This window comes from Listeria rocourtiae subsp. hofi, from assembly GCF_963575615.1.
GTDB classification, from domain to species: domain Bacteria; phylum Bacillota; class Bacilli; order Lactobacillales; family Listeriaceae; genus Listeria_A; species Listeria_A hofi.
Genome location: NZ_CAUYTL010000001.1, coordinates 53986 through 77588, shown reverse-complemented (window position 1 = coordinate 77588; position 23603 = coordinate 53986). Strand labels below are relative to the sequence as shown.

23 protein-coding genes, 1 other RNA gene and 1 riboswitch are annotated in these 23603 nt (G+C 41.5%); of the genes, 19 read left to right on the top strand and 5 right to left on the bottom strand.

All coding sequences use genetic code 11. From position 1 onward, the window contains the following. Positions 1 to 82: 82 nt before the first annotated feature. Genes R8925_RS00395 through R8925_RS00385 form a run of 3 tightly spaced genes read left to right on the top strand, consistent with a single transcriptional unit; the run spans position 83 to position 1956 of the window. Positions 83 to 808: a DnaD domain protein gene (locus R8925_RS00395; RefSeq protein WP_430534137.1), complete on the top strand. Its 726-nt coding sequence runs from the start codon at positions 83 to 85 to the stop codon at positions 806 to 808. A gap of 4 nt (positions 809 to 812) precedes the next feature. Beyond that, positions 813 to 1472, top strand: a complete 660-nt coding sequence (gene nth / locus R8925_RS00390) for an endonuclease III (RefSeq protein WP_430533962.1) — start codon at positions 813 to 815, stop codon at positions 1470 to 1472. Continuing rightward, entirely contained in the window at positions 1465 to 1956 is a 492-nt protein-coding gene (locus R8925_RS00385; protein WP_430533961.1) for a YpoC family protein, read from the top strand. The genes nth and R8925_RS00385 overlap by 8 nt, the downstream gene beginning before the upstream one ends. An 81-nt stretch (positions 1957 to 2037) precedes the next feature. Here R8925_RS00385 and R8925_RS00380 read toward each other — a convergent pair whose 3' ends face one another. Together R8925_RS00380 and recU are read right to left on the bottom strand one after the other, a co-directional pair. Further along, complete coding sequence (locus tag R8925_RS00380) at positions 2038 to 4635, bottom strand: transglycosylase domain-containing protein (RefSeq protein ID WP_430533960.1); 2598 nt, start codon at positions 4633 to 4635, stop codon at positions 2038 to 2040. Between the two features lie 38 nt (positions 4636 to 4673). Then, positions 4674 to 5276, bottom strand: coding sequence for a Holliday junction resolvase RecU (recU, locus tag R8925_RS00375; RefSeq protein ID WP_430533959.1), 603 nt, complete (start codon positions 5274 to 5276; stop codon positions 4674 to 4676). Between the two features lie 321 nt (positions 5277 to 5597). Here recU and R8925_RS00370 point away from each other — a divergent pair, with 321 nt between their 5' ends. The 9 genes from R8925_RS00370 (at position 5598) to R8925_RS00330 (ending at position 13331) form a co-directional block, all read left to right on the top strand. Continuing rightward, the gene (locus tag R8925_RS00370) at positions 5598 to 5948 is read left to right on the top strand and encodes a YppE family protein (RefSeq protein ID WP_430533958.1); all 351 of its coding nucleotides are present in this window, start codon (positions 5598 to 5600) and stop codon (positions 5946 to 5948) included. Next, complete coding sequence (locus R8925_RS00365; RefSeq protein ID WP_430533957.1) at positions 5945 to 6493, top strand: SLOG family protein; 549 nt, start codon at positions 5945 to 5947, stop codon at positions 6491 to 6493. Before R8925_RS00370 ends, R8925_RS00365 begins: the two co-directional genes overlap by 4 nt. 131 nt (positions 6494 to 6624) lie before the next feature. Beyond that, positions 6625 to 6957 (top strand): cell division regulator GpsB, encoded by a 333-nt coding sequence (gene gpsB, locus R8925_RS00360; protein ID WP_036069801.1) that lies wholly within the window; start codon positions 6625 to 6627, stop codon positions 6955 to 6957. A 22-nt stretch (positions 6958 to 6979) separates the two neighbouring features. Further along, positions 6980 to 7363, top strand: an RNA gene (gene rnpB / locus R8925_RS00355) — RNase P RNA component class B. 167 nt (positions 7364 to 7530) lie between these two features. Next, a complete protein-coding gene (locus R8925_RS00350) occupies positions 7531 to 8670 on the top strand; it encodes a THUMP domain-containing class I SAM-dependent RNA methyltransferase (RefSeq protein ID WP_430533956.1) in 1140 nt (379 codons plus the stop codon). Positions 8671 to 8688: 18 nt separating this feature from the next. Continuing rightward, entirely contained in the window at positions 8689 to 10209 is a 1521-nt protein-coding gene (locus R8925_RS00345) for a carboxypeptidase M32 (protein ID WP_430533955.1), read from the top strand. Positions 10210 to 10289: 80 nt separating this feature from the next. Next, positions 10290 to 10391, top strand: a riboswitch (purine riboswitch). Between the two features lie 110 nt (positions 10392 to 10501). Further along, positions 10502 to 11080, top strand: a complete 579-nt coding sequence (locus R8925_RS00340; RefSeq protein ID WP_430533954.1) for a xanthine phosphoribosyltransferase — start codon at positions 10502 to 10504, stop codon at positions 11078 to 11080. A gap of 3 nt (positions 11081 to 11083) precedes the next feature. Beyond that, the gene (locus R8925_RS00335; RefSeq protein ID WP_430533953.1) at positions 11084 to 12388 is read left to right on the top strand and encodes a nucleobase:cation symporter-2 family protein; all 1305 of its coding nucleotides are present in this window, start codon (positions 11084 to 11086) and stop codon (positions 12386 to 12388) included. A gap of 64 nt (positions 12389 to 12452) precedes the next feature. Beyond that, positions 12453 to 13331 (top strand): 5'-3' exonuclease, encoded by an 879-nt coding sequence (locus tag R8925_RS00330; protein ID WP_430533952.1) that lies wholly within the window; start codon positions 12453 to 12455, stop codon positions 13329 to 13331. Positions 13332 to 13402: 71 nt separating this feature from the next. On the opposite strand, the gene R8925_RS00325 is transcribed toward R8925_RS00330, so the two are convergent. Continuing rightward, positions 13403 to 13795, bottom strand: coding sequence for an RNase H family protein (locus tag R8925_RS00325; protein ID WP_430533951.1), 393 nt, complete (start codon positions 13793 to 13795; stop codon positions 13403 to 13405). A gap of 285 nt (positions 13796 to 14080) precedes the next feature. Next, positions 14081 to 14281, bottom strand: a complete 201-nt coding sequence (locus R8925_RS00320; RefSeq protein ID WP_430533950.1) for a cold-shock protein — start codon at positions 14279 to 14281, stop codon at positions 14081 to 14083. A 258-nt stretch (positions 14282 to 14539) separates the two neighbouring features. Between R8925_RS00320 and mntR the strand changes: the two genes are divergently transcribed. From mntR to R8925_RS00285, 7 genes are all read left to right on the top strand, one after another. Next, on the top strand, positions 14540 to 14968 hold the full coding sequence (gene mntR, locus R8925_RS00315) for a transcriptional regulator MntR (RefSeq protein ID WP_036069788.1): 429 nt from the start codon (positions 14540 to 14542) through the stop codon (positions 14966 to 14968). 220 nt (positions 14969 to 15188) lie between these two features. Continuing rightward, a complete protein-coding gene (locus R8925_RS00310) occupies positions 15189 to 16868 on the top strand; it encodes a formate--tetrahydrofolate ligase (RefSeq protein ID WP_430533949.1) in 1680 nt (559 codons plus the stop codon). A gap of 120 nt (positions 16869 to 16988) precedes the next feature. After that, positions 16989 to 18875 (top strand): ABC-F family ATP-binding cassette domain-containing protein, encoded by a 1887-nt coding sequence (locus R8925_RS00305; RefSeq protein ID WP_430533948.1) that lies wholly within the window; start codon positions 16989 to 16991, stop codon positions 18873 to 18875. A gap of 22 nt (positions 18876 to 18897) precedes the next feature. Further along, positions 18898 to 19842: a thymidylate synthase gene (locus tag R8925_RS00300; RefSeq protein ID WP_430533947.1), complete on the top strand. Its 945-nt coding sequence runs from the start codon at positions 18898 to 18900 to the stop codon at positions 19840 to 19842. 11 nt (positions 19843 to 19853) lie between these two features. Next, complete coding sequence (locus tag R8925_RS00295; RefSeq protein ID WP_430533946.1) at positions 19854 to 20339, top strand: dihydrofolate reductase; 486 nt, start codon at positions 19854 to 19856, stop codon at positions 20337 to 20339. Continuing rightward, positions 20293 to 20643, top strand: coding sequence for a hypothetical protein (locus R8925_RS00290; protein ID WP_430533945.1), 351 nt, complete (start codon positions 20293 to 20295; stop codon positions 20641 to 20643). Before R8925_RS00295 ends, R8925_RS00290 begins: the two co-directional genes overlap by 47 nt. Before the next feature lie 145 nt (positions 20644 to 20788). Further along, positions 20789 to 22033, top strand: a complete 1245-nt coding sequence (locus R8925_RS00285) for an MFS transporter (RefSeq protein ID WP_430533944.1) — start codon at positions 20789 to 20791, stop codon at positions 22031 to 22033. Positions 22034 to 22085: 52 nt separating this feature from the next. Here the strand turns inward: R8925_RS00285 and R8925_RS00280 are convergent, their stop codons facing one another. Continuing rightward, entirely contained in the window at positions 22086 to 23456 is a 1371-nt protein-coding gene (locus R8925_RS00280; RefSeq protein ID WP_430533943.1) for an L-cystine transporter, read from the bottom strand. Positions 23457 to 23603: the final 147 nt, after the last annotated feature.

The window sequence follows — 23603 nt, the reverse complement described above, 5'->3', positions numbered from 1 at the left end:
AAAAACAAAAAATCACCCAAAAAAGTTTTTTCATCACGTTTCTATTGTTTTTCGTGGTATAATTTTAATGAGGTGTTTCATGATGGACAATAAAATAATGCAAAAATGGTTAAACGCGGGTAATGTGACGCTATCACAAGTATTAGTGGAGAATTACGCCAAAATTGGAATGGATGAGCAAGAATTTGTCATTATTATACAATTACATTCGTTTCTTGAAAAAGGAATCTATTTTCCATCGATGGAAGAAATTGCTGAACGAACAACGCTTAGTACAGAAAAGGCTTTTCGCATTATTCAAGCATTAGTGAATAAGCGCTTTATATCGATTAAGCAAGTGAACGAAGGGGAACAGGTTTTTACAGAAAGCTATACGTTAGATCCGCTTTTGGAGAAGTTAATGATTTTTTTCGAGAATATGTATCAAGAGCAAAATGTCGTATTCCAAGAGATAGAACAAATGAGTTTGTATTCACAATTTGAGCAGGAATTCGGACGACCGCTATCCCCGATGGAAGCCGAAATGTTATCTGCTTGGATTGATCAGGATTTTAATAGCCCAGAGTTGATTCGTGAGGCTTTAAAAGAAGCTGTTCTTTCCCAAAAATTAAGTTTTCGCTATATGGATCGAATTTTACTTAACTGGAATCGGAAAAATATTAAAACACCAGAGCAGGCACGAGCGGCATCTGCAGCTTTTCATGAACAAGTAGCGAGCAATGCGCCAGATAAAAGCAATGTGACGAGAGTGAGGAAAAGTGAGAATTCGATTCCACTTTATGATTGGCTAGACAAGAGAAAAGGGTGAACACATGTTAACAAATAAAGAAACTGTGATGTGCATCAAGACAATGGCAGAGATGTTTCCTGCCGCCCACTGTGAGCTTGAGCATAAGAATACATTTGAATTACTAGTTGCCGTCGTCCTTTCTGCGCAGTGTACAGATATTTTAGTGAATCGTGTTACAGCATCGCTTTTTGAGAAATATCACGAACCGAAAGACTACACTAGTGTGCCGGTGGAAGAGCTCGAAAATGATATTCGTTCCATAGGCTTGTATCGCAACAAAGCGAAAAATATTCAGGCACTATCTCATAAAATTATGGTGGAATTTGATGGTGAAGTACCACGAACTCATGCGGAGTTGGAAAGTCTTCCTGGCGTCGGTAGAAAGACTGCGAATGTTGTGCTTTCTGTTGGATTTGGAGTTCCGGCAATTGCTGTTGATACGCATGTAGAGCGAGTTTCTAAACGTTTGGGAATTTGTCGTTGGAAGGACTCTGTAATCGAAGTTGAGAAGACGTTAATGCGAAAGCTACCAAAAGAAATGTGGTCGGACGCACACCATGATTTGATTTTCTTCGGGCGCTACCACTGTAAAGCAAAAAAACCAGAATGTTCTACATGTCCACTCTTATACCTTTGTCGAGAAGGTAAAAAACAAGCGAAAGCGAGAGGTTTTGATGGCTGATTTTCAATATGCGAAAGAATTGGTGCACCCTTTGTTTAGAACACCTCATGTGGCGACAGAAGAAATAGATGAGGGATCGATTTTTGTTACAGGATTGCCTTTTTGGCAGGAACAACTTTTTTATACACGAGGCCGTGGTGAGATGCCGTGGCATACAAACCCAGAGCAAGCTTGTCGACGATTGGCAAAGCAGTGGAGAAATGTTGTGCAAGAGCTGGATGCCTCCTTTAAATTGAGAGAGACGCCTGATTCGTCGATTATTCGTGATGGATTAGGTATTTACCTATCGATGCTTTTTTGGAGCAATAGGAGGCCTGTACAGCTAGATGAGCTTGATAAACATATGAAAACACTGGAACTTGTGCCAATGAATTTAGAGGAACGTCTCCATTTTATTATGGAGAAATCAGACGGTTATCCCGCATTTAAACAATTAAATGAATTGGTACAAGAACAAAGGAAGCTAGTGCTTAAAGGAATCTAGAGAACGCATTTCAACTTGAGATGCGTTTTTTTTGATAGCAAAAAGCCACCCTGCAAAAGCAGAAGTGGCTTTCCTCCAATTTTAATTAGCGGGAGGTGGTGTCGTTGTGTCATTGTTTGGTGTATTGTTCGCATTAGTATCATCATTAGTGGATGTGTCAGGCGGTGTTGGGTCAGCAGGAATAGCAACTGTAGTTGTTGCTGGTGACCCTCGTTTACCATCTTTTACTGGAACAACCATGATGACGACGCTAGAACCAGGTGAGCCACCACTTACACTAATCGAAGTTGTAGCATAATTCTGGGTTTGACCATTAACGCTAACATCGTATGTGACACCAGGACCATTGGATGCCCAACTAGCGGAAATGGTTTTGCTAGCTGCGTTGTAAGAGCCATTTAAACCAGCAGGTGCTTGCAATGCTGTTCTCTGTGCTTCAGCTTCTGCGGCTTGTTTTTCGGCTTCTTCTTGTTGTTTTTTCAGTCTTTCAGATTCAGACTTCTCTTTTTCTTTCTTTTCTTTTTCTTGTGCAGCTTTTTTAGCAGCTTCCTCTGCGGCTTTTTCGTCATCTGTTTTCGTATCTTTTTTCTTCTCAGCAGCTGATCGTGATGGGGTAGTTCCATCTAAGAATAGCTCATAAGAGATGTTTCCACCGCTAGCACCGGATGCTGCACGTACAATTGGATTGGTACCAATGATAACCGGAATCTCATTGACGTTGCTAGGTTTTTTGAAATCGGGGTTTTTCTCGCCAGAAACGAGATGCTCCATTGTTGCTTTAAACATATAGGCTGCAATACGTGTCTCGCTTGGTGATAGGTAATTCTTATTTGGTTCGTCATAGCCGGTCCATATCGATACAGTGTATCGAGGCGAATAACCAACAAACCATGAATCGGGTGTACCGTCACTTGGAATGCCATTTTGGATACGGATGTTTTCATCGTAGTTTGTTGTACCAGTTTTACCGGCAATATTCCAGCCAGGGACATTTGCCCGTGTACCGGTACCTTGTGTCAGAACGTCTTTTAGCATGTCGCTAATCATGTAGGCTGTTGAAGCTTTCATTGCAACAACGGATTCAGGTTCCATATTGACTTCTGTTTCGCCATCGGAAAGAAGAATCTTAGTAACAGTATGTGGTTTATTGTAGACACCACCATTACCGAATGTTGCATAAGCACCAGCCATTTGAATAGGGGAAGCTTCACCACTACCGATTACTGTTGATTCGTAAACTTCTTTATAATTTAAACCAAGGTTATTCGCAAAGTCACGTGCACGATCATAGCCAACTTCTTTTGAGGCTTTCACGGCAGGGACGTTACGGGATAAATAGAGTGCACGACGCATCGACATTTCTCCAAGGTAGCCAGAATCATAGTTTCGCAATTCTTGTCCACTGGCATATTGATACGGGGCATCATCTAAAATATGAGCAGTTGACCAGTCTAAGTACTCAATAGCTGGTGCGTAACCTAAGATTGGTTTCATTGTAGAACCTGGTTGACGTTTAATATCGGTCGCACGATTAAGTCCGCGCGATACTTTCTTTTTGCTAGTATCACGTCCGCCACCAAGAGCTTGCACACGACCAGTTTCTGTATCCATGACAACAACACCAGCTTGGAATTTCGCATCAGGATAGTTAATAACTTCATTCGTGTTTAACATTTTTTCTGTATATTTTTGGGCATCTGGATCAAGTGCGGTGTAGATTGTTAAGCCGTCTGTAAACGGGTTGTATTTATCACCAATCTCATCAATAACTTGATCAACATACGTATCATAAGCATATGTTTTTTGTTTACGCGTAGCTTCATCTACTAAGCCGTCTGTAATAGGAATTGCCTGAGTGGCTTCCATTTCTGACTTTGAAATTTTATCGTTGTTATACATTAATGTTAAGACAATATCGCGGCGCTTTTTCGCTAAATCCGGATTCTCAAACGGATTAAAACGGTTAGGGCTTTGTGGCATACCAGCGATTAAAGCTGTTTGTGCTAAATTCAAATCTTTTAGTTTTTTACCATAATAATGCTCGGCGGCTGTTTCCATACCATGGATACCGTCGGATAAATATACTTTATTGATATAGATTTCTAGCAATTCATGTTTGCTATATTTTTGTTCAAGTTGGATAGCCATCCACGCTTCTTGTGCTTTACGGTCTAGTGTTTTGTTTGTGTAATCTAGGTAGGACATTTTAATGATTTGCTGTGTTAACGTACTAGCACCTTGGGAACCAAAGCCACCAGTGATATTACCTACTGCTGCACTTGCAAGTCGTATTGGGTCCATTCCATTATGCTCATAAAAGCGGGAATCCTCCGTTGATAAGACTGCGTTTTCTAGCTGTTTTGGGATATCTTTATACTCAATATATTCCCGGCGTTCTTTACCGATTTCTGCGTAGACATCTCCATTCTTATCTAAAATCTTTGATGAAAGAGGGTCACGCAATTTGGAATCTGTCAGTTTTGGCGCTTCTTTTGCATACGAATAAAATGCGCTTGCACCACCGGCAATGCCTGCAAATGCGAGAAAGAGTGCAGTAAAGAATATCACTTTAAAAATATTTCCAGTGATAAGTTTTCCTTTCCCTTTTGGTTTGCTTGTCTCAGGTTGCTTTATTTGGCTATTGCGGTACTGAGATCTTGTCTGCGGTTTATCTGCCATAGAAAATTTCTCTCCTTTAATGTTGAGGGACGACTGTTTTAAAAATAATGCTTTTTAATAATCTGTAGATAGTCTAACCTCGGATTTAGACCATAAGGAATTTGGTCTGCAACGTGCTTTAATTCTTGATGGGTTACTGATTTTCTTCCACCATCGAGCATTCGTTGCCAAAATGGCTGAAAACATTCGAAAGGCATAAAGTAAACCTCACCAAGTGTTTGAAAAGCAATGATAACAAAAACGATACCGCCTTGTTTTAGGACGCTTTCCATATGAGTTAATTGATGCTGATGAAAGTTACTAAGAGGAAAAGAGCTCGTATTTTTAGTCTCTTTTGCTTCAAAGTCGATATACTTTCCTTGGTAAACACCATTATAGTCCGTGGTGGATGGTGTTTTAAAGTAGGCTTCCTTGATTTTTGCACTACTTCTTTTTGGGTAGTCAACACCAACAATCTGCACAGGGGTGGGTTTCTTATGAATCACAGCTAGCCCATGAGTTAGATAGTAAGCATTCGTGTCGTTTAGATCTTGTTCAAGTGACATGCCACGCTTTCCGTAAGAGACCGTCTTTTTTTGTGCATTGGAGGAAGCAGGTGTATTCGGCTGATACTTTTTTCCATTAGGATATCGTATGGCCATCCGTATTTCACCTCTTTTGAATCGATAGAACGGCATAACTAGCCATTCTTAATTTGGACTACAACCTATTATAACAAATATAAATGAAAATGATAGGGGAAATCTGCCTAGAAGTGTTTTCTTAAAATTTGAGGAGATAGCGAAAAGCAAGACAGAACGTACCTTCGCATTGGATTCCTTTGTTTTGAAAAAGGTTAATATTTTTTTTGTTTTAGATGTTTTACCGTAATTTTTAATACATCCCTCATTAGAAAAATGGGCTATTGCCATAAAATATGTTATGCTATCCTCATACTTTTATATAGAAGGAATGAGTTTTATATGAGTGAGATAAAAGATTTAACAATAAATATGTTAGAACATAATGAGGCTATTTGGGAGCTTTATTTGGCCAATCGTGCGGAGCAACAAACATTTGATTTTTATAAGGACATGAAGCCGTTTGTTGATGCAGTGAAGGAAACATCTGATCAGTGGTTGGCACTTGTTATTCCGTGGGTGAATACGGCGCGTCCGACATATCTTGGGCAGGCGCAATTAGAGCAGGTGGCTGACAATATTCAAATGATTGCAGTCAGTGCATTTAATGGAAAGTCGTTTTACAAACATTTCAATGATCATTATCAGTCGGTGGAGTATACGTTGAAGCGAGTTTTGGAGAAGGCGTTATGAAGTCGGTTTTTGTTTCAGGATATAAGAATTTTGAATTGGGTATTTTTAAGCGAGATGCGCCGGAAGCGGTATTTATTAAAGAGGCGATAAAGCGTAGGTTGCTGGGATTAATGGACGATGGTTTAGAGTGGGTGATTATTTCGGGGCAAATGGGCGTGGAGCTCTGGGCAGGCGAGGTTGTTGCTGAGTTGAATAAAGAGCAGTATGCTTTGAAATTAGCAGTTTTGACGCCGTTTTTGAATCAAGAAAGTAATTGGAATGAGGGCAATCAACTATGGTACAATGAGGTTGTTGGAACAGCGAATTACATAGCGGCTGTGACTAAGCGGGAGTATGAGAATCCGAGTCAGTTTCAGTTGAAGGATCAGTTTGTGTTGGATCATACGGACGGAGCGCTGCTTGTTTATGATACGGAGCGGGAGGGTGCGCCTAAGTTTTTTTATGAAAAGGCAAAGGCTTATGCTGAGAGTGGAGATTATCCGATTTTATTAATTGATTTTTACGAGTTGCAGGAAGTTGTAGAATCGCTAAATGCTGATTTTTAAGTGTCTTTTTTTGAAAATGAAGGATTATAAATTGACAAATGAGCAGAACTTTGAAAAAATGGAGTTATGTAACGTGAATTTAGCATTTGGTGGCGTTAGCATATAGAAACTAGATATAGAGGTGAAGTTAAATGGCTTCTGAACAATTTGAATATAATTTAACTGGCAAAGAGATTTTAGAAAAAGAATTTAAAACAGGTCTTCGTGGCTATAATCCGGAAGATGTCGATGAATTTCTAGATAAAGTGATTAATGATTACAGTACTTTTTCACAAGAAATTGAGGCTCTACAACAAGAGAATTTGCGCCTTCGTTCGGAATTAGAGGATGCACCAAAAGCGGTAGTAGCACCTAGTTTTCAACAAAATTCACAACCTGCTGGTACAACAAATTTTGATATCCTAAAACGCTTGAGTAACTTAGAAAAACATGTTTTTGGAAATAAGCTAGACGACAATCAATAAACGTGTTAGAATGATTGAGATAGCGTTTGGGTAATTGCTGTTTTCCCTATGAAAACAGAGGAAAGTCCATGCTCGCACGGTGCTGAAATTGCCCGTAGTGATCGTGCCTGGTCAAACAATAAGCCAGGGCATTCCGTTTACCGGTTTGACGGCAGGTGACGCACCTAAGTCTTCGGATATGGTGTTCGAACCTTGAAAGTGCCACAGTGACGAAGTTTCATCAGAAATGGTGGAAGTGGAACGAGGTAAACCCCACGAGCGAGAAACCCAAATATTGGTAGGGGCACTTTTCCCAAGGAATAACAACGAGGGACGAGGTACATAGCTTCACCGTTATGTGCAGATAGATGATTACCACTTTTGTGTGACCCTGTAATCACAGAAGTACAGAACATGGCTTACAAAACGCTATTATCAGGATGAATTAAAAAAAGTGAGGGCTGTTTCAAAGTCGGACGTATGGTTGATTTCTTAGATTTAAGAGATGCCATAACTTAGTACACTGTGTGTGACTAGGAGCGTGTGCCTTTGGAGCAGCTCTTTTTTAGATTTTATAAGGTGAGGATGGCGATTATGAGGGAATTTGAATTAGTAGCAACAGCTGCGGCTGGACTTGAGGCGATTGTGGCAAAAGAGGTTCGCAGGCTGGGCTATGAGTGTGAAGTAGATAACGGAAAAGTTTATTTTAAAGGAGACGAAATGGCAATTGCGAAGGCGAACTTATGGCTTCGTGTGGCTGATCGTGTGAAGATTGTCGTGGGGCGTTTTAAGGCGACGACATTTGATGATTTATTTGAACAGACAAAGGCGTTACCTTGGGAGGATTTATTGCCTCTTGATGCGAACTTCCCTGTTGCTGGGAAATCAGTGAAATCAACGCTTTTTAGTGTGCCGAATTGTCAAGCCATCACGAAAAAAGCGATTGTGAGTCGTTTGAGTGAGAAGTATCGTAGACAGGGACGCTTGATGGAATCAGGGGCACTTTTTAAGCTTGAGGTGTCTATTTTAAAGGACGAGGTTACGATTACGTTGGATACGAGTGGTGCAGGATTACATAAACGCGGATATCGTGTTGGTCAAGGTGGTGCTCCGCTAAAGGAAACGATGGCTGCGGCGCTTGTGTTACTTACGAGTTGGCATCCAGATCGCCCATTTTATGATCCAGTTTGTGGTTCTGGGACAATTCCGATTGAGGCGGCTTGGATTGGACGGAATATAGCACCTGGTTTGCGTCGTGATTTTGTTTGTGAGACGTGGGATTGGATGTCCGCGGATATTTGGAAAGAGGCTCGTTTGGAAGCTGAAGCTGCGGCGAATTATGAGCAGCCGCTTGATATAGTGGGTACGGATATTGATCATCGCATGATTGAAATTTCGAAGCAGAACGCTTTTGAGGCGGGGCTTGAAGATGTGATTGAATTTAAGCAAATGCAAGTAGCTGATTTTACGACGGAAAAAGAGTACGGGGTTATCGTTGCCAATCCGCCTTATGGTGAGCGTTTGGAGGATGAAGAATCGGTTCGAGAATTGTATCGTGAAATGCGTGCGGTGTATCGAGATATGCCGACTTGGTCTGTCTATGTGTTGACGAGTTATGAAATGTTTGAGGAGGTTTACGCAAAACGAGCAACAAAGAAACGTAAACTATATAATGGCTATTTACGCACGGACCTGTATCAATATTGGGGCCCAAGACCGCCGCGTAGAGATTAAAGAAAGTGGGGAATCAGGATGTCGGAGAGCTTACAAGAACTAGAACAGGAATTTTTAGATTATGTGAAAAAAATTAGTGCATTTGAAGAGGCGCTGAGCTTAGTTTATTGGGATCTTCGGACTGGTGCACCTGAAAAAGGAGCGACACAACGTTCGGAAGTGATTGGGACGCTGAGCGGTGAAATTTTCAAAATGAAGGTTTCAGAGGAAATGGCAGCTTTTATTGCGGGTCTTTGGATAGAAAGAGCGAATTTGCTTGATGTTACATGTCGCTCTTTGGAAGTGTGTAAGAAGGAATATGATTTAAATAAGAAGATTCCAGCGAATGAATATGAGGCGTATACGAAATTAGTAGCGCAAGCAGAAACGGTATGGGCAACAGCGCGTGAAACGAATGATTATGAGTTATTTAAGCCATATTTGGAGAAGATTATAGCGAGTAAGCGCCACTTTGTCGAATACTGGGGCTATAAGGATAATCCTTATGATACGTTACTGGATCAATATGAGCCGGGTATGACAGTCGCTGTTTTGGATGAGGTTTTTGCCAAGCTAAGGAACGCGATCTTGATGCTGCGCAAAAAGGTAGCAGCCGCAAGTTACCAACCGGACGAAACACTACTTCATAAAAAAGTATCGAGAGCTAAGCAAAAAAAATTTAGCGAGCGTATTTTAGCTAAAATGGGATTTGATTTTGAGGCGGGCCGTTTGGATGATACAGTGCATCCGTTTGCTACGGGTCTTAATATTGGTGATGTACGTATTACAACGCGTTATGATGAAGCGAATTTCAAAATGGCGGTTTTTGGCATTATTCACGAAGGTGGACATGCCATTTACGAACAGAATATTAGTCCTAAATTGGTTGGAACACCGCTTGCAAATGGCGCTTCAATGGGTATTCATGAGTCGCAATCGCTATTTTATGAAATTATTTTAGGCTCGAGTTTTGAATTTTGGCAGAGCAATTATAAGGACTTTCAAGAGATTACGGCACCGGAATTTGATGACGTTTCTGTGCAGGAGTTTTATCGTGCAGTAAATCTTTCAGAAAGTTCGCTGATTCGGATTGAGGCGGATACGCTGACTTACCCGCTCCACATTATGATTCGCTACGAGTTGGAGAAGGCGATTATGAATGGAGAAATTGGTGTCGACGAATTACGTGATGCTTGGAATGATAAATATGAGGCGTATCTTGGTGTTCGTCCAAAAACGGATGCAGATGGTATTTTACAAGATATTCACTGGTCTGGTGGGGATTTTGGTTATTTCCCGTCATATGCGCTAGGTTATATGTATGCGGCACAACTGTTTGCTACGCTTTCCAAGGAGATTCCAAACATTTCGGGAATTCTTTCTAGTGATGATTATTCTCCAATTCGCGAGTGGTTGACGGAGCATGTGCATCAGTATGGAATGCTTAAGAAACCATTAGAGATTCTAAAGGAGACGACAGGCGAGGGCTTAAATCCGGACTATTTAATTCAACTACTAAATGAGCGCTACGAATTCATTTATAAATTAAATGAGGCGTGATGGCGTTTTCATTGAAAAATAAGGTTGACCCGTGATTTGTTGAAAGCTATAATAATGGAATAACTAGATTATATTGCGGTTTTGTACCGCGGAAAATCACTTATATAAAAGCTGTGATATGGACAGCAAGTTTCTACCCGGTTACCGTAAATGACTGGACTATGAGTGAGAGTAACGTTTTATATCGAGTGGTTAATGATACCGCTTTTTTACGTCTACTTCTCATTATTAGTATGAGTAGTGGGCGTTTTTCGTTCCCGCGCTCTTTAAATCAGAGAGGGGTCATCAAACTGTGAAATTGTTAGAAGAACATATCAAAAAACGAGGCACTGTTTTACCCAGCAATGTATTGAAAGTCGATTCTTTCTTAAATCACCAAATTGATCCTGTTTTAATGCAGGCCGTTGGAAAAGAATTTGCAGAACGATTTAAAAATAAGGGAATCACGAAAATTGTAACGATTGAGTCATCAGGCATTGCACCAGCTGTTTTTGCTGGGCTAGAATTAGGTGTTCCGGTTGTTTTTGCAAGGAAGAAAAAGTCACTGACGTTAACGGAAAATTTATATACGAGCAGCGTGTATTCATTTACGAAGCAAGAGACAAATGATATTTCAATTTCAAAAAATTTCTTAGGCAATTCGGATAAAATTCTACTTATCGATGATTTCTTAGCGAATGGGCAGGCGGTCTTAGGCTTGCTAGAAGTGGCAGAACAGTCGGGAGCTGAGGTTTTAGGTATTGGTATTGTGATTGAGAAATCTTTTCAACAAGGGCGGGCATTGCTTGAAAAAACGGGTTATCCGATTTATTCATTAGCGCGGATTGCTTCTCTGGAAAATGAACAAATTCGTTTTGTGGAGGGGGAATAAGAGATGTTAGGTAAAGGGAGAATTGCAGCACTTGGTTTTCAACATGTATTAGCGATGTATGCTGGGGCAGTTATTGTTCCGCTTCTCATTGGTGGCGCTCTTGGGTTTAATAGTGCGCAGATGACGTATTTAGTTTCAATTGATATTTTTATGTGTGGGATTGCGACGCTTTTGCAATTGACAATGAATCGCTTTTTTGGAATTGGATTGCCAGTTGTTTTAGGTTGTGCGGTTCAGGCAATTGCACCGATTATTTTGATTGGTGAACAGTACGGAGTCGGGGCGATTTATGGCTCAATTATTGTATCGGGAATTTTCGTTGTTCTAATTGCACCATTCTTTTCGATGGTGGTGAGATTCTTCCCACCTGTTGTGACGGGCTCGGTTGTCACGATCATTGGCTTGACATTGATTCCAGTTGCGATTAATAATTTGGCTGGTGGTCAAGGGTCTGCGGATTTTGGCTCGCTTTACAATTTAGGACTAGGTTTTGGGACGCTACTCGTGATTATTTTAGTGTATCGTTTTGGTCGTGGCTTTAGTAAGGCAATCGCGGTTTTGATTGGGCTCGTTGCGGGTTCTGTGTTTGCGGCAATTTATCGTGGTATTTCAGTACAGCCAGTTGTGGATGCACCGATGTTTCACGTGCCGACGCCATTTTATTTCGGTATGCCGACATTTAATTGGGCAGCCATTTTGACGATGATATTGATTGCATTAGTCAGTATGGTGGAGTCAACGGGTGTTTATTTCGCACTTTCGGATATTACAAAACGTAAGCTAGAGAAATCGGATTTAACAAAAGGATATCGTGCAGAGGGGCTGGCTATTGTTTTAGGGGGGATTTTCAACACGTTTCCGTACACAGCTTATTCTCAAAATGTTGGTTTAGTACAGTTATCTGGCATTAAGACGCGCAAAGTGATTTACGTAACAGCAGGTATTCTGATTGTGCTCGGTTTATTGCCAAAAGTAGGCGCGGTGACGACAATTATTCCGACGCCAGTTCTCGGTGGGGCAATGGTTGCCATGTTTGGAATGGTTGTAGCGCAGGGGATTAAGATGCTTGGCAAAGTTAACTTCACATCACAGGAAAACTTGCTAATTATTGCTTGTTCTGTCGGTGTTGGACTTGGTGTGACGGTTGTTCCAGATCTTTTCAAAGTGTTGCCAGATTTTATTCAATTGTTTACAAGTAATGGAATTGTGGCTGGGAGTATTACAGCAATTGTATTAAATATTATCTTCAACATTATTCCGCATCGCAACGAAAAAGAAGCTGTGGAGCCGGCGCGTATTGATTTGTAGCATTCGTTTATGACTGATTTCTATGGTATAATGGTGGTTACATAGAAACCTAGGAGGAGCGAAGATGACGAATCAAAAAGATAATTTACTAGTCGTGGATGGCATGGCCTTGCTATTCCGTGCTTTTTTCGCAACAGCAGTTTCAAAACAGTTCATGGTGAATCAATACGGTGTGCCGACAAATGGTGTGCAAGGTTTTATGAAACATCTTTTTGCAGCTATCGATCAAAATAATCCGACTCATACGCTTATTTGTTGGGACATGGGTTCGCAGACGTTTCGTAATGAGCTATACAGTGGTTATAAGGCGGAGCGTAAAGCGCCACCGGAAGAGTTAATTCCGCAATTTGATTTAGTGAAGGAAGTAGCGACTTCCTTTGGCTTTATTAATGTTGGTGTTCCGGGATTTGAAGCGGATGATTGTATTGGAACGGTGACGGTGAAAATGGCTGGGACGGGCATTGACACGACAGTCCTGAGTGGAGACAAAGATTTATTGCAATTGATTGCTCCAACGAATGATGTATGGATTTTGCAAAAAGGATACGGGAATTATAAGCAATACAATGAAGCGGTTTTTGTCGAGGAGTGGGGTATTACGCCAGCGCAGTTTATTGATGTGAAAGCATTGATGGGCGACACGAGCGATGGATATCCAGGTGTTCGCGGTATTGGTGAAAAGACGGCGCTAAAGCTAATTCAGCAATATGAGACGATTGATGGCATTTTGTCGCATATGGAGGAACTGAAACCAGGCCAGCAAGCAAAACTAAAGGAAGACTTGGAGATATTGCGCTTATCGAGGCAATTAGCCGAAATTCATACAAGCGTGCCATTGGAGTTTGATATTACACAATGTGTTTACCGAGGAATACTACCAGAAGCAATGGACGTTGTGGAGCAGTACGGATTGAAATCACTGAGACGAGATATCATGTTATAAAAAAACAAGCAGGTTGTTGTGCTGTAAGAAGCAACGGCCTGCTTGTTTTTTGTTCCTAGACAAGAATAAAATTAGTTTTTTTTGTACTTATGGATAGCTTGACGTGCTAGGTCATCCGCTTTTTTATTAGAGGCACTGGGAATCCATTGGATGAAGAATAAATCAAGAGGTTCTATGAAATGAAGAATGGCATCTAAATGAGGTTGAAATAGCGGGTTTTTCACATAACGTTTTTCAATGGCATCCACCGCAACTTTGGAATCGGAGTAGAGACGAATAAAACTAGGATTGTAAGGAATCGCTTTTGCAAGCGCTGTTTTGATAGCAATAAATTCTGCTTCATGATTGCTCAAAATACCGAGTGGGATGCTTATTTGTTCATGGACCCCGTCAGCTGTAATGACAATGCCGATACCACTTGGTCCGGGGTTACCAGCACTGGCACCATCTGCATAAATTTCCAAGTAGGAACCTCCTCACGGGTCTGGGACATAACCCGAATAAATCGGCGACAAGCGCTCGCATTCAGGGGATTTGGCGGACTTCCGGTTCTCAGATACACCAGTATGCTCCGCTTCCGGCTTCCACCAAATCCCCTGAATACAAACGCTTTCACTCGATTTGTGTTAAGCAAGATTCACATCCTACTCAAAAAAAAGGATTTGTGATAGCTTGCTTATTTTGCATGAATATGAGTTTTGTCCCGACCTCAAATAATGGATGCTAGCTTTATGCTAGCGCCCAGTTCTTTATACTTTTTCGACATTTGTAGCTTGTGGGCCACGGTTTCCTTCTACGATTTCGAAAGTGACGCTTTGCCCTTCATCGAGTGTCTTGTAGCCGTCTCCTTGAATGGCAGTGAAATGAATGAATATATCCTCGCCATTTTCTAACTCTAGGAAACCGTAACCTTTTTCATTGCTAAACCATTTTACTTTCCCATTTTGCATTGAACAAACTCCTCCTAAGTACGGTCAAATGGCTAGTAATAGAAACTAGGTAGACCTTTTTTCATACGGCAAGGTGTGTCGACAAGCGAGTATGATACGTTAATCATAAACCTGAGGCTAGTATTCCGTCAAGTTGTTTTTGAAGCGATTACATTGTTTCGTTTTTTTTCAGGATTTTGAACCCTTTGGAGAGGCGATTTTTGGCAGGGTGTGTTAGAATGAAGGGGTGAAAGAAATCAAGGTTGGAGGAAAATACAAATGCCAACACCAAGCATGGAAGACTATATCGAGAAAATCTATTCATTGATTGAAAATAAAGGTTATGCTCGAGTATCAGATATCGCGGAGGAGCTTCTAGTGCATCCGTCTTCTGTTACAAAAATGGTTCAGAAACTAGATAAGGATGAATATCTGGTGTATGAGAAATATCGTGGCTTAATTTTAACGCCAAAGGGAAAAACGATTGGGAAACGATTGCTGGAGCGGCACGCGTTGCTTGAGAATTTTCTCGGTATTATTGGTGTGGAAGAAGCGCGCATTTACGAGGATGTGGAAGGGATTGAGCATCATTTAAGTTGGAATTCCATTAACCGAATTGGTGATGTTGTCCAATTTTTTGAAGAAAACCCCGATGCTCTTGCGAAACTCCAAGGAATGCAGCATGTATCACGATATCCAGAAGATTAATTTGTAAAAAGATTTCCTGTCAGTGCTAACGGTTTTTTACGCGCAATTTTGTAGAAGGCTCAATACTAGTATGAAAGCCGGTTTATTTCCGGTGCAACAAAAAGAAAGCCGTTACATTGTGTGTCGACGAAGGCTTATGTTTTAGTCAAAGATGAGTATTTGTTGGTGTACAACGCTGTCAGGGATTTTTTAATAGTTACATATTGAGAGGGGAATTTAAATGGCAAACAAAGTAAAGTCTGACATTGAAATCGCATCAGTAGCAGAAATCAAACCAATCACAGAGGTTGCAGAGGCAATTGGATTAAGTGTAGAAGAATTGGAGTTGTTCGGTAAGTATAAGGCGAAGCTGAGCTATGATACAATCCACTCACTCGTAAACAAAGAAGATGGGAAATTGATACTGGTGACAGCGATCAATCCAACACCAGCTGGCGAAGGTAAATCGACGGTAACGGTTGGACTTGGGGACGCTCTCGCGAAAAAGAAAAAAACAATGATTGCGCTTCGTGAACCATCGCTTGGCCCAACAATGGGTATTAAAGGTGGCGCGACTGGTGGCGGTTATGCACAAGTTATACCAATGGAGGATATAAACCTTCATTTTACAGGCGATTTTCATGCGATTACGGCAGCGAATAACGCGTTGTCAGCATTTATTGATAATCATATGCAACAAGGAAATGAGCTAGGAATTGATCAACGCCGTATTGTTTGGAAGCGTGTTGTTGATTTAAATGATCGTGCTTTAAGAAAAGTGATTGTAGGGCTTGGTGGTCCAGTTCAAGGCGTGCCACGTGAAGATGGTTTTGATATTACGGTTGCCTCTGAAATTATGGCAATTATTTGTTTGGCGAGCGATTTGAAAGATTTGAAACATCGATTGAGTGAGATTGTAATTGGCTATAATTATGATCGCGAGCCTGTAACGGTGGGTGAAATGGGCTATGAGGGCGCTTTGACACTGCTCTTGAAGGAAGCGCTTAAACCAAACTTGGTACAGACTCTTGAGCATACGCCTGCAATTGTGCACGGTGGGCCATTTGCGAATATTGCGCACGGTTGTAATAGTATCTCGGCAACAAAAACGGCGCTTAAATTAGCGGATTATGTCGTGACGGAAGCTGGTTTTGGTGCAGATCTTGGTGCAGAGAAATTCCTTGATATTAAGGTACCTGCACTTGATAAAGCACCAGATTGTGTTGTTATCGTAGCAACGATTCGTGCACTTAAAATGCATGGTGGCGTGGCGAAAACTGACCTTGGAGCCGAAAACGTAGAGGCACTCGTAAAAGGTTTTGCGAATTTACAAAAGCATGTAGACACGGTGACACAATTCGGGCTTCCTTATGTGATTGCGATTAATAAATTCATTACCGATTCTGATGCCGAAGTGGCGCAATTAGAGGCGCTTTGTAAAGAACATGACATCCCGTTCTCCTTGACAGAAGTTTGGGAAAAAGGCGGAGCTGGTGGCGCTGAACTGGCGGATAAAGTAATTGCGGCAGTTGAAACTGGCAAAGCAAATTATACGCGGATGTATGATGATGCAGATTCAATTGAAGAGAAATTAGAAGCGATCGTTACAAAAGTATACGGTGGTCTCGGTGTGGAGCTTTCGAGCAAAGCGCAGAAGCAAATCGTGGAATTCAAAAAGTATGGCTGGGATCGTTATCCGATTTGTATGGCAAAAACGCAATACTCGCTTACGGATGATCCAACGATGCTTGGGCGTCCAACCGATTTCGTGATTCATATTCGCGAGTTCATTCCGAAACTTGGAGCTGGCTTTATCGTTGCTTTGACGGGTGACGTAATGACGATGCCAGGGTTGCCAAAAAAACCAGCGGCACTAAATATGGACGTGGATGAAAAAGGAAACGCGATGGGGTTATTCTAAAAATTTATATGTGAAATGAGCTGGGAATCTGAATGTAGATTTCCCAGCTTTTTTGTTGGTTGATTACTTGCGCAAACTTCGCTAAAATAGAGAAGACAGACACGGAATGGATGGGAAAAAATGAAACAATTAAAAGTAGAAAATTTGACGAAAACATATGGCGAAAAAAGCCTTTTTGAAAATGTAACGTTTGCGATTACAGAAGGGGAGCGCATCGGGGTTATTGGTGTGAACGGAACTGGAAAATCAACACTGCTTTCAATTATTGCTGGTATGGAAGAAGGCGATAAAGGCGAAATCACGAAAGCCAAAGATTACACGATTGGTTTCTTGGCGCAAGATCCTGTTTTAATGGATGAGCACACGGTTTTGGAGGAAGTTTTCCAAGGAGATACGCGGGCGCTTCAAGCGGTTCGAAAATATGAGCAGGTTTTGCTCGAGATGGCTATTAATCCAGATGATACGTTGCTTCATGACCGTTTTACTAAGGCGCAGCATGAGATGGATGCAACGAATGCGTGGGATGTGAATACGGATGCGAAGACGATTTTGGATCGGTTGGGGATTACGGACTTAACAGCAAAAGTTGGTTCTTTGTCTGGTGGGCAACGCAAGCGTGTTGGTCTCGCGAAAGTAATGATTGAGACGCCAGATTTGCTGATTTTGGATGAACCTACCAACCATCTTGATTTTACATCAATTCGTTTTTTAGAGGATTATTTGAATCGGTTCCGTGGCGCGGTTTTGCTCGTGACGCATGATCGGTATTTTTTAGACCGGGTGACGAATCATATGCTGGAGATTGATCGCGGAACGGCGTATCGCTATGTCGGAAACTATGAGAAATTCATGGAGTCCAAAGCGATTCGGATGGAAAATGAAATGCGTGAAGGGGAGAAGAATCGTAATTTGTATCGTAAGGAGCTTGCTTGGATGCGTCGTGGTGCGAAAGCTCGTTCTACAAAGCAAAAAGCGCGTCAAGATCGATTCGCAGACCTTGAGGGAAAAGTGAAATCAAAAACGGATGATACGGAGTTACAGCTCGATTTTGCGACGTCAAGACTTGGTAAACAAGTATTTACACTTGAAAATGTGGATAAGCGTTTTGCACAGAAGCATGTTTTGCAGGATTTCAGTTTGATTATTCAACCTGGTGAGCGCATCGGGATTACTGGGAATAATGGTACGGGGAAATCAACATTGCTCAATATGTTGGCTGGTCGCTTGGAACCTGATGTTGGTGAAATTTCGACGGGGCAGACGGTTCGAATTGGCTATTATACACAGCAAAATGAAGAAATGGACCCAGATCAGCGGATGATTGCTTATTTGCAAGAGGCAAGTGAAGTCGTGAAAACAGCGGACGGCGAAGTGGTTTCTGTTTCTAATATGTTGGAACGCTTCTTATTCCCACCTGTAACACATGGCAAGAAAATCGGTAGTCTATCTGGTGGTGAAAAGCGTCGTTTGTTTTTGTTGAAAATTTTGATGGAGCGGCCGAATGTACTGTTGCTGGATGAGCCGACGAATGATCTGGATACACAGACATTGACTGTTTTAGAAGATTATTTGGAGACGTTTAATGGCACGGTGATTACGGTTAGTCATGACCGCTACTTCTTAGATAAGATTGCGAGAAAACTGCTCGTATTCACTGGAATCGGCCAAATTGAGACGTATTTGGGTGAATATAGTGATTTCTTAGCGGATTATGAATCGCGAAAAGGAAAAACAAAAATGTTTGCGGCAGAACCCGAGAAGGAAGTTGTAGTGGAGAAGCCAAAAGAGAAAGTGAAGCACACATTTGAAGAAAAGCGTGAGTGGGCAGAGATTGAAGGGGTGATTGAGGCGCAGGAAGCTAAAATCACGGCAATCAGTTCCGATTTGGAAAATGTAGGTGCGGATTTTACGAGGGCGAATGAGCTGAATAGCGCACTTTTGGAGGCGGAAAGTGAGTTGGAACGCTTGATGGAACGCTGGGAATATTTATCGCAGTTTGCTGACTAAGTTAGAAATGGGGTTATAATTGATGAAGCAATATCTAGATTTAGAGAAGTTCGTGTTGGAAAACGGTACGCAAAAGGGTGATAGGACGGGAACAGGAACAATCAGTACATTCGGTTACCAAATGCGCTATGATTTGGCAGAGGGCTTCCCAATTATGACGACTAAGCGCGTTCCTTTTAAATTGGTTGTCAGTGAATTGCTTTGGTTTTTGCATGGCGATACGAATATTCGTTACCTTTTAGAGCACAATAATAATATTTGGAATGAATGGGCTTTTGAACGTTGGGTAAAAAGTTCTGATTATACTGGTCCGGATATGACAGATTTCGGTTTGCGAGCAGAATCAGATGCAGTGTTTCAAGCAGTTTATCTAGATGAAATGGCACGTTTTAAGGAACGGATTTTGAAGGATGATGCTTTTGCGGCGCAGTACGGAGAACTTGGAAATATTTATGGGAAGCAGTGGCGGGAATGGAGGACATCAACTGGTGAGACAATTGATCAGTTAGCAGACTTGATTGAAATGATTAAGACAAACCCGAATTCTAGACGCCTGATTGTTTCGGCTTGGAATCCTGAGGATGTGCCGAGTATGGCATTACCGCCGTGTCATACATTGTTTCAGTTTTATGTAGCGGACGGGAAATTAAGCTGTCAGTTGTATCAGCGGAGTGCGGATATTTTCCTAGGAGTGCCATTTAATATTGCTTCTTACGCGCTCTTGACACATTTGATAGCACGAGAAGTGGGACTCGGTGTGGGTGAATTTGTGCATACGATGGGAGATGCGCATTTATATAATAATCATATCGAACAGGTGAAGGAGCAGCTGGCGCGAGAGCCAAGAGCTTTGCCAAGGCTTGTTTTATCGGAAAAGCCGGCTTCCATTTTTGATTTTGATGTTGCGGATGTGACGCTTGAAGGCTATAATCCGCACCCGGCGATTAAAGCACCGATTTCGGTTTGAGGAGGACGACGATGTTAACGTTTATTTGGGCGCAGGACAGAGATGGCTATATCGGCAAGGATAATACAATGCCTTGGCGTTTACCTGCTGATTTGCAACATTTTAAAAAAGAGACGGACGGACAAACGATTGTGATGGGGCGCAAAACATATGAATCAATCGGAAAAGCTTTGCCTAATCGCGAAAATATCATTTTGACGCGCAATCCGAACTACGCTTTACCGGACGCAAAAGTGGTGCATTCGAAAGAGGAGATATTAGAACTGGCTACGGCGAAATCCGTTTTCATTACTGGTGGCGCAGAAATTTATCAGCTGTTTCTAGATGATGCAGATGCTTTAATCGTGACGCATGTGGAGGCCGAATGTGGTGGAGATACGCGGTTCCCTGCTATCGATTGGGCAAAATGGAAGCTGATTAAGCGCGAAGACGGCGTTCGAGACGCTAAAAATGACCATGATTTTTGGTACGGTTGGTATGAAAAAGAAGCGAAATAATCAGGGTGAGCAGATGAATCAGACACAAGCGATGATTTTTAGGTTTCACGTATTAGGCTATTTTCTAGTAACGTTATTGTTTGCAGGTGCTGGTTTGATGTTAGGAGCTAGCAGTGTGCAGGATAGTGTTGTTGTATCATTAGTTTCATTTGCTAAATTCATTTTGCTAAGCTTTATTATTGGTCTAATCGGAATATGGCGTACGAAGGAATTATCGACGCGCCTCTTTTTTCTTTGGCTAATTGTAATTCCTGTCGCATATGTATTCTTTTTAATAATGGTGATGCTAACAAGAGTTCATTAATTGGGCTCTTGTTTATTTCGGCTAAGCGGTTTGTAATTGTTGTTCAAAATGAATAATTACAAATAGCCACGCGCATGATAAATTATAAGAATATATCGAAAAAATAGGATTATTCCTATATTTGAAAAGAGGGTGACTGTTAACAATGTTTTTCAAAAATGCGAAATGGCGAGCGAGTGGCACGGTTTTAGTTTTATTATGGTTTTGTTGGTTATTGTCGTTTTTAGATCGGATGGTCATCACAGTAGCTTTGCCTTACATAGCAGAAGATTTTGAGTTGACTTCTACGCACCAAGGATTGATTATTAGTACCTTTTTCATGGGGTATGCGCTGTTTCAAATTCCAGGGGGAATGCTGGCCGATCGTTTTGGCTTCCGAAAAATGACAAGTATTGCGGTTGGGTTTTGGTCGCTGTTTACGATGCTAACGGGAGTTGTTTTTTATTATCCTTTATTTTTAGGAGTACGTTTCTTCTTTGGAATAGGAGAGGCACCACTTCCTGGGTCTTCTTATAAAGCGATTGCGACGTATTATCCGAAACGGCTTCGTGGACGTATGACAAGTATTCAATCAACAGTAAATACGCTTGGACCGGCTTTTGCAAGTGTTCTGGCAGCATATTTTATTAGTATTTTTGGCTGGCGGCATCTGTTTGTTTTTCTAGCAATTCCAGGTTTTGTGATTGCGTTCTTATTTTATCGATTGGTGCGTGATAAGCCACAAGATAATCCACAAATGAGTTTGGAGGCACTGCGTGAGCTTGAGGAAGATGAACCAACTGTCAATGCCACCAAACCTAAAGCGAAGATGTCGGCGATTTTTAAAAACAGTTTAGTCTGGAAAGCGGGGCTTGTTTGGTTTTTCTTTGATTTGACTTTCTGGGGCTTTACTTCTTGGTTACCGTCTTATTTGATGAATGAACGAGACTTGAGTTTGCAGGCGACAGGCTTTTACAATGCTTTGCCGTACTTGGTAGGTACGGTGGCAATGTTATTCGGTGGGGCAATGTCGGATCGATTTAAGGAACAGCGCCGGTTTATCTTTGCTTTTTCGATTTTGGTTGCAGCGGTTTCGTTATTTTTTATCATTAAAGTGCCATCAGTCGAAATAGCACTCTTACTACAATGTGTTACGGCATGGTTTTTATTTTTATCACAAGGTATTTTTTGGGGAATTGTTGTTGATATTTTGCCAACAGATCAGATGGCAACGGGCTCTTCTGTTGTGAACTGTCTTGGCTCAATTGCAGGAATTGTTTCACCGATTTTGATTGGAAGGTTGCTTGATTTGTCAGGCGGTTCCTATGCGACAACGTTTATTTATTTGGCGGTTTGTCTAGTTTTAGCAGGATTGATTGTACCAACATTGAAAATCCAGAAAACAATATAAAAATGGCGTTAAATCAAGATTGGGGACCTTGATTTAACGCCATTTTTTCTTTTTAGGCTTCTACTAATGTTTGATCTTCTTGTTTTAGTTCACCAGTAGCCTTACTTGTGACAATTCCAGCAACCATACTGTCGCTCACGTTCAACGCTGTGCGCCCCATATCAATCAATGGCTCGATGGAAATCAAAACACCAGCAAGTGCGATTGGTAAATTCAATGTAGAAAGTACAATAATCGCGGCAAATGTAGCACCACCACCGACACCAGCAACTCCGAATGAACTGATTGCGACTACGAGTATGACAGTTAAAATAAATTTCCAAGAGAATGGATCAATTCCAGCTGCGGGGGCAATCATAATAGCAAGCATTGCCGGATAAATTCCAGCACAGCCGTTTTGCCCAATCGATAAACCAAATGATGCCGCAAAATTAGCAATACCACCAGACACACCTAGTTTTTTCTGTGTTTCGATGTTTAGTGGGATTGCGCCAGCACTCGTTCTAGATGTAAAGGCGAGTGTCAAGACGGGCATTGATTTTTTGATGTATGTCACCGGGCTTGTTCCAGTGAAGCTAACGATAATAAGGTGAATAATAAACATTGCAATAAGCGCTACATAAGACGCAATGACAAAGTTTCCTAGCTTTAGAATCGCGGATGTGTCACTTAGAGCAACAGTACTTGTCATAATTGCAAAAACTCCATAAGGTGTTAGGCGAAGAATCAGCTTCACAATGCGCAAGATAATCGCGTAAATCGCATCGACACCTTTTGCAAAAATGGCTGCTTCATCGGGTTGTTTACGCTGCACGCCAAGGAAAGCCGCTCCGATAAATGCTGCAAAAATAACAACAGCGACAGTAGAAGTTGCGCGCGCCCCAGTGAAATCAAGGAAGGGATTAGCTGGCAAGAGTTCCACGATTTTTTGTGGGAATGATAAATCGCTAATTCCGGCGAACTTATCTTGTAGCTCGGTTGCTCGTGCTGCTTCTGTTGCTCCTTGTGAAATATTACTTGCATCAAGATGGAATAAAAGTGCCGCTCCGATGCCGATAAAAGCCGCAATAGCTGCTGTGATGACAAGCGTTCCAATAATCCACATGCCAACTTTTGCGATGTTAGTTTTCAATTGCAATCGTGTAAAAGCAGTGACGATAGAGATGAAAATTAGCGGGATGGCAACCATTTGAAGCAGTTTCACATAACCACTCCCAATGATTCCTAGCCAATCCGTCGTTTGTTTTGTAACATCAGACGCCGCCCCGTAAATAAATTGCAAGACAAAACCAGTAACAATACCGATGCCGAGTGCTAGTAATACTCGTTTTGAAAAAGAAACATGACGCTTTGCGAGCCAGCCAAACATAACGATGACGATGGCAGCTACGACTAGATTAATAATTAAAAATGCTGTATCCATGTAAAAATTCCTCCCTTTACCATTTAAATCTAGAAATTATGATATTTTATAATTCCGATAAGATTTGTTGGTATTAGATTACATGGAAAAAAAGAGTTTGTCAAGACTGAAGAGCTGAAAGAGCTGGTTCAACCTCGATAGAAATTG